Annotated in this window: 14 protein-coding genes; 8 read left to right on the top strand and 6 right to left on the bottom strand. The window is 73.9% G+C overall.

The window, feature by feature from the left end; genetic code table 11:
- Positions 1–93 precede the first annotated feature (93 nt).
- Entirely contained in the window at positions 94–2,511 is a 2,418-nt protein-coding gene (locus OIE49_RS05185) for a hypothetical protein (RefSeq protein ID WP_442812212.1), read from the top strand.
- Here OIE49_RS05185 and OIE49_RS05180 read toward each other — a convergent pair.
- The 4 genes from OIE49_RS05180 to OIE49_RS05165 all read right to left on the bottom strand — a co-directional run bounded on the left by OIE49_RS05180 (position 2,481) and on the right by OIE49_RS05165 (position 7,145).
- Positions 2,481–4,919 carry a right-handed parallel beta-helix repeat-containing protein gene (locus OIE49_RS05180; RefSeq protein ID WP_326801281.1) on the bottom strand — a complete coding sequence of 813 codons (2,439 nt, stop codon included), beginning with the start codon at positions 4,917–4,919 and terminating at the stop codon, positions 2,481–2,483. The genes OIE49_RS05185 and OIE49_RS05180 overlap by 31 nt on opposite strands.
- Before the next feature lie 111 nt (positions 4,920–5,030).
- Positions 5,031–5,630 (bottom strand): Rv1733c family protein, encoded by a 600-nt coding sequence (locus OIE49_RS05175; protein ID WP_326801280.1) that lies wholly within the window; start codon positions 5,628–5,630, stop codon positions 5,031–5,033.
- Between the two features lie 182 nt (positions 5,631–5,812).
- Positions 5,813–6,637 (bottom strand): MOSC domain-containing protein, encoded by an 825-nt coding sequence (locus tag OIE49_RS05170; RefSeq protein WP_326801279.1) that lies wholly within the window; start codon positions 6,635–6,637, stop codon positions 5,813–5,815.
- Positions 6,638–6,677: 40 nt separating this feature from the next.
- A complete protein-coding gene (locus OIE49_RS05165) occupies positions 6,678–7,145 on the bottom strand; it encodes a DUF6643 family protein (RefSeq protein ID WP_199836537.1) in 468 nt (155 codons plus the stop codon).
- Between the two features lie 293 nt (positions 7,146–7,438).
- Here OIE49_RS05165 and OIE49_RS05160 point away from each other — a divergent pair, with 293 nt between their 5' ends.
- Positions 7,439–8,824: a TerD family protein gene (locus OIE49_RS05160; protein WP_326801278.1), complete on the top strand. Its 1,386-nt coding sequence runs from the start codon at positions 7,439–7,441 to the stop codon at positions 8,822–8,824.
- A gap of 12 nt (positions 8,825–8,836) precedes the next feature.
- Here OIE49_RS05160 and OIE49_RS05155 read toward each other — a convergent pair whose 3' ends face one another.
- A complete protein-coding gene (locus tag OIE49_RS05155; RefSeq protein ID WP_326801277.1) occupies positions 8,837–10,018 on the bottom strand; it encodes a glycosyltransferase in 1,182 nt (393 codons plus the stop codon).
- Between the two features lie 57 nt (positions 10,019–10,075).
- Here OIE49_RS05155 and OIE49_RS05150 point away from each other — a divergent pair, with 57 nt between their 5' ends.
- The 6 genes from OIE49_RS05150 (at position 10,076) to OIE49_RS05125 (ending at position 16,751) form a co-directional block, all read left to right on the top strand.
- Positions 10,076–10,861 carry a glutamate racemase gene (locus OIE49_RS05150; protein ID WP_326801276.1) on the top strand — a complete coding sequence of 262 codons (786 nt, stop codon included), beginning with the start codon at positions 10,076–10,078 and terminating at the stop codon, positions 10,859–10,861.
- Positions 10,862–10,963: 102 nt separating this feature from the next.
- A complete protein-coding gene (locus tag OIE49_RS05145) occupies positions 10,964–11,500 on the top strand; it encodes a hypothetical protein (protein WP_100567620.1) in 537 nt (178 codons plus the stop codon).
- A gap of 73 nt (positions 11,501–11,573) precedes the next feature.
- Complete coding sequence (gene lnt, locus OIE49_RS05140) at positions 11,574–13,190, top strand: apolipoprotein N-acyltransferase (protein ID WP_326801275.1); 1,617 nt, start codon at positions 11,574–11,576, stop codon at positions 13,188–13,190.
- Between the two features lie 191 nt (positions 13,191–13,381).
- Complete coding sequence (locus OIE49_RS05135) at positions 13,382–13,861, top strand: NUDIX hydrolase (protein WP_326801274.1); 480 nt, start codon at positions 13,382–13,384, stop codon at positions 13,859–13,861.
- A 54-nt stretch (positions 13,862–13,915) separates the two neighbouring features.
- Positions 13,916–14,710 (top strand): 3-hydroxybutyrate dehydrogenase, encoded by a 795-nt coding sequence (locus OIE49_RS05130; RefSeq protein ID WP_100567539.1) that lies wholly within the window; start codon positions 13,916–13,918, stop codon positions 14,708–14,710.
- A gap of 100 nt (positions 14,711–14,810) precedes the next feature.
- Positions 14,811–16,751, top strand: a complete 1,941-nt coding sequence (locus OIE49_RS05125; protein ID WP_326801273.1) for a helix-turn-helix domain-containing protein — start codon at positions 14,811–14,813, stop codon at positions 16,749–16,751.
- Positions 16,752–16,801: 50 nt separating this feature from the next.
- Here the strand turns inward: OIE49_RS05125 and OIE49_RS05120 are convergent, their stop codons facing one another.
- The gene (locus OIE49_RS05120; RefSeq protein WP_326801272.1) at positions 16,802–17,428 is read right to left on the bottom strand and encodes a TetR/AcrR family transcriptional regulator; all 627 of its coding nucleotides are present in this window, start codon (positions 17,426–17,428) and stop codon (positions 16,802–16,804) included.
- Positions 17,429–17,492 lie beyond the last annotated feature (64 nt).

Genomic DNA, 17,492 nt, shown 5'->3' with positions numbered 1-17,492 from the left:
CGGTGACGAGGGGTGTGCCGTGTGCCGCGTGAGGCGATCCTGGTGTCCGCACGGACACGGACCGACGGACGCGTCAGGGGAGAAGTGCGAACAGTGGAACGTGCGCAGCGGCACCCGGAGACCGCCGGGCCGGACGCCCCCACCGCACCCGGCGAGCCGACCGGATGCGCCCTGGAGCTCCTGGTCCACGGCGTCGGCGGCACCACGCCCGAGAAGATGCTCGACGCCCCGCGCACGGTGCGGATCACCGGCGACGACACCGCGGCCGTCTTCCGGCGCGCCGAGGACGTCGACGCCGAGAACCGTTCGCGGGAGCAGCGTGAGCGCCCTGGCACACCGGTGCCCGAGGCGTACGTCTGGTGCAACCTCACCTCCGGCAACGGCGCCCGCGCCCTGTGGCTGTTGCTGCTGCCGTTCATGGTCGTCAACCTCGCCCACTGGATGCGCCCCGGCGCACCGGGCCGCCCACGCGTGGTGAGCCTGTACGGACTGCTGGTGCGGCTGGCGGGCCTGACCCTGACGGTGCTGCTCGTCGCCGCCGCCTGCGAGGTCGCCCTCGACCTCACGGCCTGGCAGTGCGCGGGCACGCACGCGTGTGCCGCACGGCACTCCTGGCTGGGCTTCCTGTCGCCCGCGGCCGGCGGCTGGTGGAGCACGCCCGGCCGCCGCCTCGCCCTGGCCGCCCTGGTGCCCGCCGCGCTCACCGGGCTCCTGTGGTACCTGGCGCACCGCACCTGGAGCGCCTACGAGTCCACCCAGCCGATCTCCCGCGACCCGGAGCCGGAGGACGGCACCGGCAGCGGATCCCTGAGCCGCCCCGGCTTCTGGTACGGGCGTCGCCTGGTGGCCCGGCTGCGTGCCGCGCACACCGCCGCGGGCCTGCTGACGGTGGCCGCGACGATCGCCGTGCCCACGGCGGCGCTCGACCGCGGCCCCGGCGGCGACGGGGCCCTCGACATGGCGGGCCGGCTCCTGCTCACCGCACTGCTCGTCTGGTCCGCCGCCGTGATCTGGGTCGTCTGCCGCCGCGGCCGCACCGAGCACCTGCTCGACCGGCAACTGGACCGCCACCTCGTCCGGCGGCTGCCGCTCGGCGCCCTCCTGCTGCTCCTGCTCACCGCGGTGTACGCCGGATGGTCGCGCCCCGGCTGGGAGTCGGCCGGCCGGCTGGCGGGCGACACCGCCTTCGGCGGCATCGCACTGGGCCAGGGCCTCCTGGTCGTCGCCCTCGCCGTCGTCGCCCACGTCCTGTACCGCACCCGGCCCGAGCCCCGGGCCGCGCTCCGGGGCCTGGGCGGACCCGCGGTCGCGATGCTGGCCTGCGCGCTCGGCGGCGTGATGTCCGGCGGGGTCTGCCAGCGCGTGGCCGACTGGCTGGACGGCACCGGCGCCTCGATCCCGGGCCCGCCGGTCCTGCTCACCTGGCAGGCATCCGTCATCCCGCCGCTGCTCGTCGTGCTGCTGGCACTCTGCGGCCGGCCGGCCCTGCGCGCCCGGCGGCTGGCCCGCGCCGAGCGCCCCACGGTGGAACGCGACCACCCCGGCGAACCGTCCGACCCCGAGCGCACCCGCCGGATCGCCCGCACCCGCGCGATGGCCACCCTCACCGACGACGGGCCCCTCCTGGTCGGAGCCACCTCCGCCGTCACCCTCCTCCTCGGCGCCGGCGCACTCGTCGGCGCCCTCGGCACCGACCGGACACCGGCCGGGGCCGCGGCGGGAACCCACCCCGTCCTGCACGGCGCGGCCCAGACCGCGGAGGCACTGGGCTCCTGGCTCATCGGACTGGGCTTCATACTCTTCGTCACCTGGGGCCGGCGCGCCTACAAGGACCCCTCAGCCCGGCGCACCATCGGCATCCTGTGGGACGTCGGCACCTTCTGGCCGCGCGCCGCCCACCCCTTCGCCCCGCCCTGCTACGCCGAACGAGCCGTACCCGACCTCACCTGGCGGATGGCGACCTGGATCCGGGCCAGCGGCGGACGCCTTGTGCTGTCCGGGCACTCCCAGGGCAGTGTGCTGGCCGCCGCCGCGGCCTGGCAGCTCACCCCGCCGGTCCGCAAGCGGGTCGCCCTGCTGACCTACGGATCCCCGCTGGAACGGCTCTACGGCCGCTGGTTCCCGGCCCACTTCGGCCCGGCCGCGCTCGGCGCCCTGCACCGGGACGTGGACTGCTGGCGCAACCTGTACCGGCTCACCGACCCCATCGGCGGCCCCGTCCAGCTGCCCGGCGACTGCGGCCCCGAGGTGGACCGCGCCCCGCTCAAGGACCCGCTCGCCTACGGCCGCACCGCACGCCATCCGCTGCCCGCCCCGATCCTGGGCCACTCCGACTACCAGGCGGACCCGGCCTTCGACGAGGAACGCCGGTGGCTGCTCGCCCGGCTGCGCCCGGACCTGCCGGCACCCCGCGACGGGCAGCCCGACGTCCCGGCCGGAGAACCGCACAACGGCCCCGAGCCACCCGACGATCCCGCCTCTCAGGGCAGCGCGGGCAGGTCCTCGGCGTAGAGGAGCGTCAGATCGTCCGTGCTCGGCTCGGCGAGCTGGGCGACCCGCCCGGCGTGCCGCTCCACCATCGCCTCGAAGGTCTGCCGCGCCGTACGGCCGTTGCCGAACGCGGGTCCCTTGGGGATCGCGGAGAAGTACGCCAGGAGGGCCTCGGCCGTGTCCGGGGCCAGTCGGTACTCGTGCTCCTCCGCCTGCTGCTCCACAATCCTCAGCAGTTCGTCGGGGCCGTAGTCGCTGAAGGTGATGGTGCGGGAGAAACGGGAGGCCACACCCGGGTTGACGGACAGGAAGCGCTCCATCTCCGCCGTGTAGCCGGCGACGATCACCACCACCGCGTCCCGCTGGTCCTCCATCAGCTTCACCAGCGTGTCGATGGCCTCCTTGCCGAAGTCGCGCCCGGCGTCCTCCGGGGAGAGCGCGTACGCCTCGTCGATGAACAGCACGCCGCCACGGGCCCGTTCGAAGGCCTCCTGGGTGCGGATCGCGGTGGAGCCGATGTGCTCGCCGACCAGGTCGACGCGGGACACCTCCACCAGATGGCCCTTCTCCAGGACACCGAGGGAGGCCAGGATCTCGCCGTACAGCCGGGCGACCGTGGTCTTGCCGGTGCCGGGGGAGCCGGTGAAGACCAGATGACGCTTGACCGAGGCGGCCTTCAGACCGGCCTGCTGACGGCGCCTGCCCACCTCGATCATGTCGGTCAGGGCGCGCACCTCCCGCTTGACGCTGTCCAGGCCGACCAGTGTGTCGAGTTCGCCGAGGACGTCCTTCGCCGTCCGCGCGGACGCCTCCGGTTCGGCGGCGGCCACCAGCGGCTCCTGCTCGGTGGCGCGCTGTCCGGGGATCGCGCCCAGCAGACCGGCGGTCGGGAGCGCGGTCTGCACAGCCGTCTCCCGGGCAGTCGGTGGGCGTACGCCGCCGCTCTCGTCGCTGGTGCAGTCCTCGACCACGGGGCCCGAACCGTTCCCGGTGTCCGGCCCGCCGTCCGCGAACTCGTAACCGCCGCGGGCGCATCGCTCCGTACGGCACTTCCTGAGCGTCGTACGACAGCCGTCGATCACATGGAAGCCGTAGCCGCCGCTGCCCGTCACCCGGCAGTCCAGGAAACTGCCGCGCCCCCCGGCGGAGACGTAGAAACCGGCCTCGGCGGGGGAGGCGACCGTGCACCGCTCGATGGTCGGGTCGGCGCCCTTGGTGACGATCACTCCGGTCTGGATGTCGTCCAGGGTGCAGTTGTTGAGGGTGCCGCCGCTGCCGTGGTCGCGGAACCAGGCACCCGTGGCCGCGTCCTTGATCCGGCAGTCGTCGAGCTGCGCGGTGGCGCCGTCGCTCACCGACACCGCCGTGTTGCGCACCTGCGACAGGTCGCTGTCGACGACGTCCGCGCGGGAGCCGCGGTCCAGCACGAACAGCGCGTCGGGCACGTCGTGCACCCGGCAGGAGTCGAGCACCGCGGTGGCGCCGTCGCTGATCCACACCGCCGGGTAGTCGCCGGTGCTGTCGAAGATCTCGCACTGGTTGGCGTCCACGCGCGTGCCCGGGTCCCACACCGAGAGGCCGTTGCGACCGAACTGACGCACTGTCGTCCGGGTCAGGGTGAGCACGGAGCGGGAACGCAGGTCCACCGCGTTCTCCGGGATGTCGTGGATGCGGCAGTCGGCCAGGGTCAGCACGGCGTCGGTGTCGAGCGTGATGCCGTCCCCGGCGGTGCGGTGCACATCGCAGTCGGTGAGGTGCGCGGTGGCGCGGCCGGTGATCTGGACACCGCTGCCCCGGACTTCGTAGACCTCGCAACCCACCGCCTCCAGGGCTGAGTTGTCGCCCGTCGCGGTCAGGCCCGCGCCGGAGACGTGGTGGACACGGCAGTTCTCCAGCCGGGGGTGGGCGCCTCCGCGGACCGTCACGCCCGACTGCCCGGCCGCGACGACCTCGCACTCCTCGAACACCCCACCGGCGCCGTCGAGTACGGCGATGCCGATGCCGGCCGGATTGTCGACCGAGCAGCGGCGCACGGTGGGCCGGGCGCCGCCGCGCACCTCGATGCCGGCCGCGGACCGGGTCACGATCCGCACGTCCCTGAGTTCCGGCGCGCCCTCCTCCACCAACAGGGCGGGCGCGGTGGAGTCCTGGCCCTCGACGTGCAGGTCCTGGACCACCGCGGAGGCGCGCACGGTCAGCGGTACCCCCTCCGTGGGGGCGATGCGCACCGAGCCCGGGGCGCCCTCGGGGCCGCGCAGGGTCACCGCCCGCTGTACGACGAGGTTCTCCCGGTAGGTGCCCGGGGCGACGGTGAGCACGTCACCGTCGGCCGCGGCCTCCAGGGCGGCGGCGAGCGATGCGTACTCACCCGTGCGGCGCCGCCACCGCGATGTACCGGTGTGCGTCACCTGGACCGTGCCCTGTGCCATGGCGCTGCTGAGCCCCCACCTCGTGGTACGCGGGTTGGTTGATGCCGAGTGCGTCGGCCGGTCCACCGTAGCGTGCGCGCGGACGCTCGGTTGACCAGAGCCCAAAGGCCGTCAGCTGCCGGTGCCGGTACGCCCCCAGTCCGGGCCCGCGCGGTCCCAGGCCTGGTCCCAGAGCGCGTCCCGCCGGCGGTCCAGGCGCCAGACGATCAGCCGGCGTATCCCCTCCACCAGGAGTGCGGTCAGCATGCCTGCGCCGCAGCCGGCCAGCACGGCATGGGTCGTGGCCGTCGTGGAGTCCAGGGGGCGGGTCACCGTCCGGCCGTGCTCGTCCGTCCACAGCGTGAAGTGGTCGCCGGGGCGGGGGGATCTCAGGGTCGTCGTGACCGGGCCGTGCCGGCGGGTGCCGTCCGGGGCCGTCCAGTCGGCGAGGACGCGGCTGCGCGGGTCCCGTCCCGTGGTGATCTCCGGATCCGGATCGAGCCGGTTCAGCCTCTGCACCACCCTGGCCGTCACCGGGTGCCGGGAGCTGCCCTGTTCGCGGACGGACTGCTGAAGGGCGTCCTGGGCGAGGAATCCGACGACGCAGCCGACCACGGGGGCGGCGACGAGGACGAGCAGCAGCGCGACCAGGGCCACCCAGGCCTCGGCGAGATCCGTCCCGCGCCGCAGCGGGTTGTGCCGCCAGCGCCAGAGTCCGGCAATCGCTCGCACCGTTGTCGCACCCCCCTTCCCCTCCGCGACGACTCCGGTCCGTGATAACTCCGGACGGAACCGTTCGCCCCCTCGTCGGCCGAAGAGAGAGGGAAATCACCTCGAGCCGGTGGATCTCATCCCTTCCTCACGAAAGCCCAACGACCGGGCCCCGCTCCCGGGTTCCCGCCCGCGGCCGGTGGTCATTCGAGGACGGTGACCGGGTCGCCGAGCCGGATGGTGCCGGTGGACTCGGGCACCAGGTTCTGGCCGAAGATCAGCTCGCCGCCGAAGCGGCGGTGGCGGCCGAGGGTGCGCAGCGGCTCCTTGCCGCGGACGCCGGTGTCCTGGTCGGTGGTGGTCACCACGCAGCGGCCGCACATCTTGACGACCCGGAAGGCGACCTCTCCGATCGCGATGCGCGTCCAGTCGTCCTCGGCCCAGGCGGGGGTCCCTGCCACCACCACGTTGGGCCGGAAGCGGTTCATGGGGAGCGGGCCCTCGGCGGCGTGATCCCCCTCGGCGATCAGGGAGTTGAGGGAGGCCAGGGAGGAGACCGCGGTGAGCAGCAGCGGGAAGGCGTCGGCGAAGCTCACCGTCTCGCCCGGCAGGGCGTAGTCCGGGTCGACGGGCCGGCGCGTGGCGGGGTCGTCCAGGTGGACCAGGCGGACTCCGTCCCCGGCGAGGGCGCCGCACCAGGCGTGGGCGGCCTCGTCCGCCGGGACTGCCTCCACCTTCTCGCCGAAGATGTCCACGGTCACCGTCTCGCCCGGTTGGGGGACGGCGACCGTGACCGGGGCCCGTCCGGGCGCGGAAAGACGCAGACCGCCGTCGGGCTCGGGCTCGGCGGCGGCCAACGCGAGGTGTGGCTGCTGGCGTTGCGTGACGACCTTTCCCCCGTCGTCGATCAGCGCCCAGCGCCGGTCCCCGGACAGCCCCCAGGGCTGGACGACGGCTTCCGCGAGCGTGACGGCTCGCAGCGCCTTGACCGGGTGGATGTGCAGCGCGTGCAGTTCCGCGTTCCCCATGACCTCATCCTGACAGGAGGCACGGACAACGGGGAACGGATCAGTAGCCGCGGTACTGCTGGTTCCCGTACGGGTCCTGGTAGGGCGCCGGGGCGGGCCGCGGGGTGGCGGGACGCATGGCCTCGTAGCCGGTGCCGTTCGCCATCGGGCGCGGTGGCTGCGGCTGCTGCGGGCCGGGGTACCCGCGTGGCGCGGAGGCCTGTTGCGGGATGTAGGCCGTGGGCGCCGGCTGCGGTGGAACGGGCTGCGCCGCCTGCGGGTAGCCGTAGGAGGGCTGGGACGGGGCCGCCGGGAGGGCGGGCAGCGCCGAGGGCAGCGCGGGCAGGTGGCTGCCGGTGCTCATCTGGCTGCCCGGGCTCAGGTGGCTCCCCGTGTCGTACGGGGCCGGAACACGGATGGGAGCGATCTGCGGGGTACCTCGCTCGGCCACGAGCGAGTCGTAGATCGGAGTGTCCGGGAAGGAGGCGGAGTAGTAGCCGCCGCCATAACTGGAGCGGGGGGAGGTCATGGCCATAAGTAAAGCCCACGATGTGCTGGTTGGGGAGACCGATAAGAGGGTTGTTTTCCGTGTCGGCGGTGACGTGAGGTCGCCAATCTGAGCGAACTTGGCTAAAAAGGGGCATCAGGCGATGCCTGAATGGTGTATGGGCCGATCTTGAGGCCGGGTTACCGGCGGTCGGCCAGCGTGTTCCGGTCCTTGTCATGGGAGTTCGGCGGGACCGGGACTAGGTTGGTCGGGTAGCGAGCCGACGGACTGCCGGGCACGGCCTGTCCGACACGTGATGGGGGCGAAGGATGTCCATGCCGAAGGGGTCGAACACGCCGGTGCCCGCCACCGCCCTGCGCGTCGAGGTGGGCTGGCGCCGCGGTCCGGGCGTTCCCGACGCGGACGTCTCGGCGCTGCTGCTGGCGGGCGGAAAGGTGCGGTCCGACGCGGACTTTGTCTTCTACAACCAGCCGGCCCACCCCTCCGGCGCGGTCCGGCACGAGGGCAAGGACACCCTCGGCGACCAGGTGACCGACACCCTGCTCGTCGACCTCGCGCGCGTGGAGCCCTCGATCGAGAAGGTGGTGCTCGCCGCCTCCGCGGACGGCGGCACCTTCGGACAGGTGCCCGGCCTCCACGTCGAGGTACGGGACGCCGCCGTGGGGACGGTGGCCGCGCGGTTCGACAGCACCGGCGCGACCGTGGAGACCGCGTTCGTGCTCGGTGAGTTCTACCGCCGCCAGGGCGCCTGGAAGTTCCGGGCCGTGGGGCAGGGCTACGGCAGCGGACTCGAGGGCCTGGCCACGGACTTCGGCATCACCGTGGACGAGCCCCAGCACACGCCGCCGCCCCCGGCGCCGGCCCCGCGGGCACCCGTCATGGCGCCGCCGCCCGCGCCGGCCCCCTTCCCGGCCACGCTCCCGCCGCCGGTCGGCCCGCCGGTTCCCCTGCCGCCACCGGCCGCGGACCCGGTCACCCTGCCCGCCTCCGGCACTCCCGCGCCCGCGATGCCCGCATCCCCCGCACCCGCGCCTGTCACGCCCGCGCCCGCTGCCGCCCCGGTCCGCCTGAGCAAGGTGACGCTCACCAAGGCGGCCCCCTCGGTGTCGCTGGCCAAGCAGGGCGGAACCGGGGGCGCCATGCGCGTGAACCTCAACTGGCAGGTGCGCAAACAGTTCTCCGGCTGGGGCGGCAAGCGCGGCCGGGCGGTCGCCATGCACAGGGACCTCGACCTCGACCTGTGCGCCCTCTACGAGCTGTCGGACGGCCGCAAGGGCGTCGTCCAGGCCCTCGGTAACGCCTTCGGCGCGCTGCACCGGCCGCCGTACATCCACCTCGACGGCGACGATCGCACCGGCGCCGCCGCCGACGGTGAGAACCTCACCATCAACCTCGACCGCAGCGGCGACTTCCGCCGCATCCTCGTCTTCGTGACCATCTACGAGGGTGCCCGCTCGTTCGCCGACCTGCACGCCACGGTCACCCTCCAGCCGCAGCACGGCGCCCCCGTCGACTTCTCCCTCGACGAGTGCACGGTGCCCTCGACGGTGTGCGCCCTCGCCCTGATCACCAACAATGGCGGCGACCTCGTGGTCCAGCGGGAGGCCCGCTACCTGGTGACCGAACGCGGGGTGAGCCCGCAGCGGACTATCGACCGCGCCTACGGCTGGGGCATGAACTGGACCCCCGGCCGCAAGTGAACGGGCGTCGGCTCACCCCTCGTCGGACACGGCGTCCGGACGCGCGTACGTGCGGCCCTTCCAGGCCGCACCGCGGCCCCGGTAGTGCTGCACCGCCGAGTCGACCGTCATCAGCAGATAGAGGAACGCGGTGAACGGCAGCAGGGGAGCGCGCCACAACCGCTGCCGGTAGTGACGGAGCATCGGGACGTACGTCGCCGTCATCACCAGCCAGGCCGCACCGCCGGGGAGCGCCGTCACCGCGTCGCCCGCCGCCAGGCCCACGGCCAGGGCCACCGGCGGCACCAGGTACACCAGCGCCAGCCCGGCGACCGTGCCGAGCAGCAGCAGCGGGTTGTGGCGCAGCTGCGCGTAGGCGCTGCGCGAGACCATCCGCCACAGGTCACGCAGCCGCGGATAGGGGCGCACACTGTCCACCCGCTCGGCCAGTCCCAGCCAGATGTGGCCGCCGCCCGCCTTGACGGCCCGGGCGAGGGCCACGTCGTCGATCACCGCCTGCCGGATCGCGTCCGGGATCCGCGCCCGCTCGGCGGCCTCGGCGCGCAGCAGCACACAACCGCCCGCGGCCGCCGCCGTCCGCGCGCCGCGGCGGCCGATCCGGCGGAACGGGTACAGCTGCGCGAAGAAATAGACGAAGGCCGGCACCACGAGCCGCTCCCACCGGCTCTCCGCCCGCAGCCGGGCCATCTGCGAGACGAGGTCGAAGCCGCCGGTGCGCGCCGCCGCCACCAGCTCGCGCAGGCTGTCCGGCGCATGGGCGATGTCGGCGTCCGTCAGCAGGAGGTAGGCGGGGCCATGCGCGCGTGCCAGGCCGATGCCGTGCCGTACCGCCCACAGCTTGCCCGTCCAGCCGGCGGGCGGCTCACCCGGTGAGGCCACGGTCAGCGGCAGCCCGCCGTGGCGCCGAGCCAGTTCGCGGGCCAGCTCCCCGGTGCCGTCGTGGCTGCCGTCGTCGATCAGGAAGACCTCCGCGCGGCCCGGGTAGTCCTGGGCGAGCAGGGAGGGCAGGCTCTCCGGCAGGACGGCGGCCTCGTCCCGCGCGGGAACGACGACGCACACCGACGGCCAGTCGTCGGGCGGCGGGTCCTCACGGGGCGGGAGTCTGACGTCCGTACGCCAGAAGAAGCCCTGGCCGAGCAGCAGCCACAGCCAGGCGGCGAGTGATCCGACGGCACTCCACTCGATCACGCTCACCCGCGCAGTCTGCCCCACCCGGGCGGCCGGTTCGAGGGGATCGACTATCGTGACCGGGTGAAGATCGCGCTCATGGACTCAGGGATCGGGCTGCTGGCGGCCGCGGCCGCGGTACGGCGGCTGCGCCCCGACGCGGAACTCGTGCTCTCCCTGGATCCCGCGGGCATGCCGTGGGGCGCGCGTACGCCGGAGAACCTGACCGAGCGCGCCCTGGCCGTCGCCGAGGCCGCCGCCGCGCACAGCCCGGACGCCCTGATCGTCGGCTGCAACACCGCGACCGTGCACGCGCTCACCGCCCTGCGCGCCTCCCTGGAACCGGACCTGCCGGTCATCGGCACGGTGCCGGCGATCAAACCGGCCGCGGCCGGCGGCGGGCCCGTCGCCATCTGGGCGACGCCCGCCACCACCGGCAGCGCCTACCAGCGGAACCTCATCCGCGACTTCGCCGACGGCGTGCCGGTCACCGAGGTGCCCTGCTGGGGCCTCGCCGAGGCCGTGGAGCACGCGGACCAGACGGCGATCGACGAGGCCGTCGCCGCGGCCGCCGCACTCACCCCCGCGGACGTGACGACCGTCGTCCTGGGCTGCACCCACTACGAACTGGTCTCCGAGCGGATCCGGGCCGCGGTCCGGCGACCGGACGGCCCGCCGCCGGCCCTGCTCGGCTCGGCGGGCGCCGTCGTCGCGCAGGCGCTGCGCCGGATCGGCGCCCGGCCCGAACCGGAGGCCGGGACCGAGGGCCGGGTGACCGTGCTGCTGAACGGACGGGAGGGCGCCCTGCCCGCCCCGGCCCTGGCCTACGCGGAAGGCCGCCTCCTCCAGCAGGCCGCCCCCGTCCGCTGACCCGGGCGGGCCACCGGACTCGTCCGTCCCGGACGGCCGCCCGGTCCGGTCACTCTGCGCGACGCGCTACCGGGGCAGCGAAACCTGAGTAACCTCATGGGTATGAGGGACCACCCCGAGAACAGTTCCCATTCCGAGGTGTGGACCGGACGGGCCACCAACCGGATGCAGTGGCTGCTGGCGCTCGTCGGCGCCGCCTGCATGGCACTGGGCATCGAGCTGGCCGTCGACTCCGCCTGGAACTCGGGCGTCGCCCCGCTGGTGATGTCCGTCGTGGGCTGCATCGCGGCCGGACTGCTGGTCCTCTTCGGCACCCTCGCCTTCGTGCACGTCGCCGTGCGGGTCGACCACGAGTGCCTGGAGGTGCGCTGCGGGCACATCGGCCTGCCGCGCCGCCGCATCCCGCTCGCCCATGTCGCGGGCGCCGAGTTCGCCCCCCACGTCACCCCGCGCCACTGGGGCGGCTGGGGATACCGGTGGCGGCCCGAGAAGGGCACCGCGGTCGTCGTACGACGCGGCGAGGGCGTCGTGCTGCGCCTGTGGGACGGCCATACGTTCACGATCACGATCGACAACGCCGAGACGGCGGTGCACGTGATCAGGGACCGCCTGCACCCCTCGTCCTCCGGACGTGCCTGACCGGCCTGACCAGCACGCGGACGACGACCGGCCTGATCGGAACGGCGAGGACGACCGGCCGTACACTCCCGGAGTGACCGTCACCGCAACTTCCGTCGACGCGTCGGACCCGCTGCGACCGCAAACCGCGCCCGCGCCCGCGCCCCGGAGGGCGAGGCTCCTCCGGCTCGTGCCCGCCGCCGCTTCCGCCCTGTCCGGCGTCCTGCTCTACCTCAGCTTCCCCCCGCGCCCCCTGTGGTGGCTGGCCCTGCCCGCCCTCGCGGTCTTCGGCGGGGCGCTGCGCGGACGCACCTGGAAGGCGGCCCTCGGCCTCGGGTACCTCTTCGGCCTCGGATTCCTGCTGCCGCTGCTGGTGTGGACCGGCGTGGAGGTCGGCCCCGGTCCGTGGCTGGCGCTCGCCGCCGTCGAGGCGGTCTTCGTCGGGCTGGTGGGAGCGGGTGTCGCGGCCGTGTCCCGGCTGCCCCTCTGGCCGCTGTGGGCGGCGGCCCTGTGGACCGCAGGCGAGGCGGTACGCGCACGCGTACCGTTCCACGGCTTCCCCTGGGGCAAGATCGCCTTCGGGCAGGCCGACGGCGTGTTCCTGCCGCTGGCCGCGGTGGGCGGCACCCCGGTGCTGGGCTTCGCGGTCGCCCTGTGCGGCTTCGGTCTGTGCGAGGCCGTGCGCCTTGTGGTGCGGAGGAGGCGCGGAGACGCGGTACGGGGTCCGGCCGCGGCCGCGGCCCTGCTGAGCGTCGCCGTCCCGGTGGCGGGCGCGGTGGCCGCCCGGCCGCTGGTGAGCGACAAGGCCGAGACCGGCACGGCGACCGTCGCCCTCATCCAGGGCAACGTGCCCCGGGCGGGCCTGGAGTTCAACGCCCAGCGGCGCGCGGTCCTCGACTACCACGCGCGTGAGACGGAGCGGCTGGCCCAGGCGGTGAAGGCGGGCAAGGCCCCCAAGCCGGACTTCGTGCTCTGGCCGGAGAACTCCTCCGACATCGACCCCTTCGTCAACCCCGACGCGAGTGCCGTGATCAGCATGGCCGCCAAGGAGGTCGCGGTGCCGGTCTCCGTCGGCGGCGTCGTGGAGCGGGGCGGCGAACTGTTCAACGAGCAGATCCTGTGGGATCCGGCCAAGGGCCCCGTCCAGACGTACGACAAACGGCAGATCCAGCCCTTCGGCGAGTACCTTCCGCTGCGCCCCCTGCTCGGGGCGATCAACAAGAACTGGACGTCGATGGTCCGGCAGGACTTCAGCCGGGGCACCAGGCCGGGTGTGTTCACCATCGACGGCACGAAGGTGGGCCTGGCCACCTGCTACGAGGCGGCCTTCGACTGGGCCGTGCGCGACACCGTCACGTCCGGCGCGCAGATGATCTCCGTACCGAGCAACAACGCGACCTTCGACCGCAGCGAGATGACCTACCAGCAGCTCGCCATGTCCCGGATCCGCGCGGTCGAGCACAGCCGCACCGTCACCGTCCCGGTGACCAGCGGCGTCAGCGCGATCATCATGCCCGACGGGCGGATCACGCAGAAGACCGGCATGTTCGTGCCCGGCTACCTGGTCCAGAAGGTGCCACTGCGCTCCTCCGAGACGCCCGCCACCCGGCTGGGCACCCTGCCGGAGATCGCCCTGGTCCTGGTCGCGGCCGGAGGACTGGGCTGGGCCGTCGGCGCCGGACTGCGTCGGCGACGCGCCGGGACCGTGTAGCGCCGGACTGCGGGGGGCGTGCCCGGAAAGTGTGGCGCCCCGGACCGCGCGGGTGGCGTTCCCGGCTCGTGTGGCGCGCCGGACTGCGCGGGTGGCGCGCCCGGCACATGTAACCGTACGCCGGACGTACGCCCCCCGGATGCCCCGGACCGGGCCAAGCCCCCCGGGGCCCGCCCGTTAGGGTCGGCTCCATGGCCATTCCCGACTTCATCCGTACGCTCCGGGCCTCGGCCGGCAGCCAGTTGCTGTGGCTGCCCGGAGTCACCGCCATCGTCTTCGACGACGACGGCAGAGTGCTGCTGGGCCGCCGCTCCGACACCGGCAGGTGGTCGGTGATCGGCGGCATCCCGGACCCGGGCGAGCAGCCGGCCGCCTGCGCCGTGCGGGAGGTCCACGAGGAGACCGCGGTGCACTGCGTCGCCGAGCGGGTGGTCCTCGTCCAGGCGCTGGAGCCCGTCACCTATGGCAACGGCGACGTCTGCCAGTACATGGACATCACCTTCCGCTGCCGTGCCGTGGGCGGCGAGGCACGGGTCAACGACGACGAGTCGCTGGAGGTTGGCTGGTTCGCGGTGGACGCGCTGCCCGACCTGGAGGAGTTCAGCGTGTTCCGGATCAAGCAGGCCATGTCCGACGCACCCACGTGGTTCGACCCCATTGAATTGGCCTGAAGTATGGGCCGTGCCCATATGTGGTGTGGCGGGCGACCTGCCTAGGGTCACCCCATGACCTCGCCGCTCCCCGCTCCGCACACCCCCTCGCTCGACCTCGGCGGCCGCACCGCGCTCGTCACCGGCGCCGCCGGCGGCATCGGCCGCGCCTGCGCGCTGCGGCTGGCCGCCGCCGGGGCGAGGGTCAGAGCCGTCGACCGGGACGCGCCGGGCCTGGACGCGCTCGCCGAACGGGCGGGCGGGCTGGCCGGCTCCCTGGAACCGCTGGTGCTCGACCTCACCGACCTCGACGCCGCCGAGCGGGCGGCCGCGGGCACCGATGTGCTCGTCAACAACGCCGGGCTGCAACTCGTCCGCCCCATCGAGGAGTTCCCGCCCGAGGTCTTCCACACCGTGCTCACCGTGATGCTGGAGGCGCCCTTCCGGCTCATCCGCGGCGCCCTGCCGCACATGTACGGTCAGGGGTGGGGCCGGATCGTCAACATCTCCTCGGTGCACGGCCTGCGCGCCTCCGCCTACAAGTCGGCCTACGTGGCCGCCAAGCACGGCCTGGAGGGACTGTCCAAGACCACCGCCCTCGAAGGCGCCCCGCACGGCGTCACCTCCAACTGCGTCAACCCCGGCTATGTGCGCACGCCCCTGGTCGAGGCGCAGGTCGCCGATCAGGCGCGGGCCCACGGCATCTCCGAGGAACGCGTGCTGTCCGAGGTCCTGTTGAAGGACAGCGCCGTCAAACGGCTGCTCGAACCGGAGGAGGTCGCCGAGGCAGTGGCGTACTTGTGCGGCCCGCAGGCCTCCTTCGCCACGGGCACCTCGCTGGTCCTGGACGGCGGCTGGACCGCGCACTGACCGGCCGCCCGGCCCACTGACCGGCCGCCCCGGTTCCTCTTCGCGGCCGGGTTGTCCACAGGCTCCAGCGGAGAACCGGCCGATGGGTGATCCTGTGGGCATGTCCAGCGATCACGTGCAGTCCGCCCGGCGACCCGCCGCCAGGATTCCGGCCGGCAGCGCCGAGACCCCGTTTCTCGAGCTGCTGGCCCGGGGCGCGCCCACCGCCGCCTACGAACAGCCCGTGCTGCTCGCCCGCGCCGAGGGCCGGCCGGCCGAGTGGATCGACGCGCTCGAACGGGCCAGACAGCACGCCCTGCGCGTCCGTGCGGAACTGGAGGGCCGGCGGCGCCGCGAGGCGGAGCTGTCGGCGCTGTTCGAGACCGCCCACGATCTGGCCGGCCTGCGCGACCTGGACGCGGTGCTCCCGGCCATCGTGCAGCGCGCGCGCTCGCTGCTCGGCACGGACGTCGCCTACCTCACCCTCAACGACCCCGCACGCGGCGACACCTATATGCGCGTCACCGAGGGCTCGGTGGCCGCCGCCTTCCAGCAACTGCGCCTGGGCATGGGGGAGGGGCTGGGCGGCCTGGTCGCGCAGACGGCCCGCCCCTACGTCACCGACGACTACTTCAAGGACGCACGCTTCCAGCACACCGGAAGCATCGACGCGGGCGTGCGGGACGAGGGACTGGTCGCGATCCTCGGCGTGCCGCTCATGCTCGGACCGCAGGTGATCGGCGTGCTGTTCGCGGCCGACCGGCGGGCCCGCGTCTTCGAACGGGAGCAGATCGCCCTGCTCGGCTCCTTCGCCGCCCTCGCCGCGGCGGCCATCGACAGCGCCAACCTGCTCACCGAGACCCGCTCGGCACTCGCCGGCCTGGAGCGCGCCAACGAGATCATCCGCGACCGCAGCGGCGTCATCGAGCGCGCCTCGGACGTCCACGACCGGCTCGCCGAACTGGTCCTGCGCGGCGGCGGAGTGCACGACGTGGCCGCCGCCGTCTCCCAGGTGCTCGACGGCGCCGTCGAGTTCACCGAGGCCGCCGCCGCACCCGCCGACGCCCTGGAGGCCTCCCGGGCCGAGGGACACGCGGTGCCGCACGGCCCGGACTGGATCGCCGCCGTCGCCGCGGGCGGCGAACTGCTCGGGGCGCTCGTGCTGCGCGGCCACCCCGGCCTCGACCCCGTCGACCAGCGCACGCTGGAGCGAGCCGCGATGGTCACCTCGCTGCTGCTGCTCGCCCGGCGGTCCGCCGCCGAGGCCGAACAGCGCGTCCGAGGCGAACTGCTCGACGACCTCCTGGACGCCCGCGACCGCGATCCCCGCCTGCTGCGCGAGCGCGCCGCCCGGCTGCACGCCGACCTCGACGCCACACACGTCGTGCTCGCCGCCTGCCTCGGCGCCCCGTCCGCCGACGCCGAGCAGGAGGCCGCCGCCCGCCACCGTCTGTGGTCGGCGGCCTTCCACCTGGCCGCGACCCGGCACGGACTGGCCGCCGCCCGCGACGGCGGCACGGTCCTGCTGCTGCCGCTTCGCCGCGGGGACAGCGCGACCCAGCTGGCCCGCCGCACCGCCCGTCACCTCGGCACCACGGTGCGCGAGGCGGTCACCGTGGGCGCCTCCGCCCCCGTCGAGAACCCCGCCGCCCACCCCGAGACCGTCGCCGCCGCCTACGAGGAGGGGCGGCGCTGTCTCGACGCCCTGCGGCTGCTCGGCCGCACCGGCGACGGCGCCGCCGCCCAGGACTTCGGCTTCCTTGGCCTGCTGCTGGCCGGCGACCGGGACATCGCCGGCTTCGTGGACCGCACCGTCGGCCCGGTCGTCGCCTACGACGAGCGGCGCGGCACGGAGCTCATACGCACGCTGGAGGCGTACTTCGCCCGCGGCATGAGCCCGGCCCGCACCAAGGACGCGCTGCACGTCCATGTGAACACCGTCGCCCAGCGGCTGGAGCGCGTCGGCCGGCTGCTGGGCCAGGACTGGCAGACCCCGGCCCGTGCCCTGGAGATCCAGCTCGCCCTGCGCCTGCACCGCCTGTCGGCACCGGCGCGGAGCTGACCCCCGTACGCGAGCGGGCGTACGGGGCCGGCCCGGGGGAGCGGGCGGAATCAGACGGGACCTGCGCCCGCGACGCGGTCGGCCGACGGCGGGAAGGGGGCGGCGTTCGGCGGGTTCAGCAGGTGGGCGACGTCGCGGGCGGCGGCGGTGACCTCCTCGTCGGTCGCGTCCAGTCCCTGGGCCGCGAAGAAGGCGAGGTTGACGCTGAACAGGGCCATGCGGATGCGCAGCGCCTCCTCCACGGAGGCGTCCGGGCCTGTGAGGGCTTCGAAGAGGGCGGTGAGCCGCTCGAAGACGTTCTCCCGGCCGGGATGCAGTTCCTTGACGACGTGCTGGTTGGCGAAGGCGAACCGGATGGCCTGCAGGCCCTGCTGGGAGATCAGGTCGATCATCCGGTCGATGACCTGCGCGCGCAGTCGTGGGCCGGGAGGCTGCGTGCGGGCCCATTCGACCAGGTCGTCGAGGGCCGCCAGGTGTTCGGTGAACAGCGAGCGGACGATGTCTTCCTTGCCGTCGAAGTGGTAGTACAGCGCCGCCTTGGTGATGCCCAGGCGCTCGGCGATCTCCCGCAGGGAGGTGGCGTCGTAGCCCTGGGCGGCGAACAGTTCCAGGGCCACCTTGCGGATCTCGGCCTTGGTGTCGCTGCCTCGCCGGTGTCCCGCGCCCGCCATCTCCATCCGCCTTCTTCCTGCTGTGCCACGCCCGACCGATCGCCGTCGCCCGGGATCTCGCTTGCCAGCT

Source organism: Streptomyces sp. NBC_01788 (assembly GCF_035917575.1).
Lineage (GTDB): Bacteria > Actinomycetota > Actinomycetes > Streptomycetales > Streptomycetaceae > Streptomyces.
The sequence above is the reverse complement of the archived record's forward strand: the minus strand, read 5'-3'. Positions and strand labels throughout refer to the sequence as shown.

What these genes read in the sequence shown, in the direction of transcription:
- OIE49_RS05180 (WP_326801281.1), bottom strand. Translation starts at nt 4,919, where the DNA reads ATGGCACAGGGCACGGTCCAGGTGACGCACACCGGTACATCGCGGTGG.
- OIE49_RS05170 (WP_326801279.1), bottom strand. Translation starts at nt 6,637, where the DNA reads ATGGGGAACGCGGAACTGCACGCGCTGCACATCCACCCGGTCAAGGCG.
- OIE49_RS05165 (WP_199836537.1), bottom strand. Translation starts at nt 7,145, where the DNA reads ATGACCTCCCCCCGCTCCAGTTATGGCGGCGGCTACTACTCCGCCTCC.
- OIE49_RS05160 (WP_326801278.1), top strand. Translation starts at nt 7,439, where the DNA reads ATGCCGAAGGGGTCGAACACGCCGGTGCCCGCCACCGCCCTGCGCGTC.
- OIE49_RS05145 (WP_100567620.1), top strand. Translation starts at nt 10,964, where the DNA reads ATGAGGGACCACCCCGAGAACAGTTCCCATTCCGAGGTGTGGACCGGA.
- OIE49_RS05135 (WP_326801274.1), top strand. Translation starts at nt 13,382, where the DNA reads ATGGCCATTCCCGACTTCATCCGTACGCTCCGGGCCTCGGCCGGCAGC.
- OIE49_RS05130 (WP_100567539.1), top strand. Translation starts at nt 13,916, where the DNA reads ATGACCTCGCCGCTCCCCGCTCCGCACACCCCCTCGCTCGACCTCGGC.
- OIE49_RS05125 (WP_326801273.1), top strand. Translation starts at nt 14,811, where the DNA reads ATGTCCAGCGATCACGTGCAGTCCGCCCGGCGACCCGCCGCCAGGATT.
- OIE49_RS05120 (WP_326801272.1), bottom strand. Translation starts at nt 17,428, where the DNA reads ATGGAGATGGCGGGCGCGGGACACCGGCGAGGCAGCGACACCAAGGCC.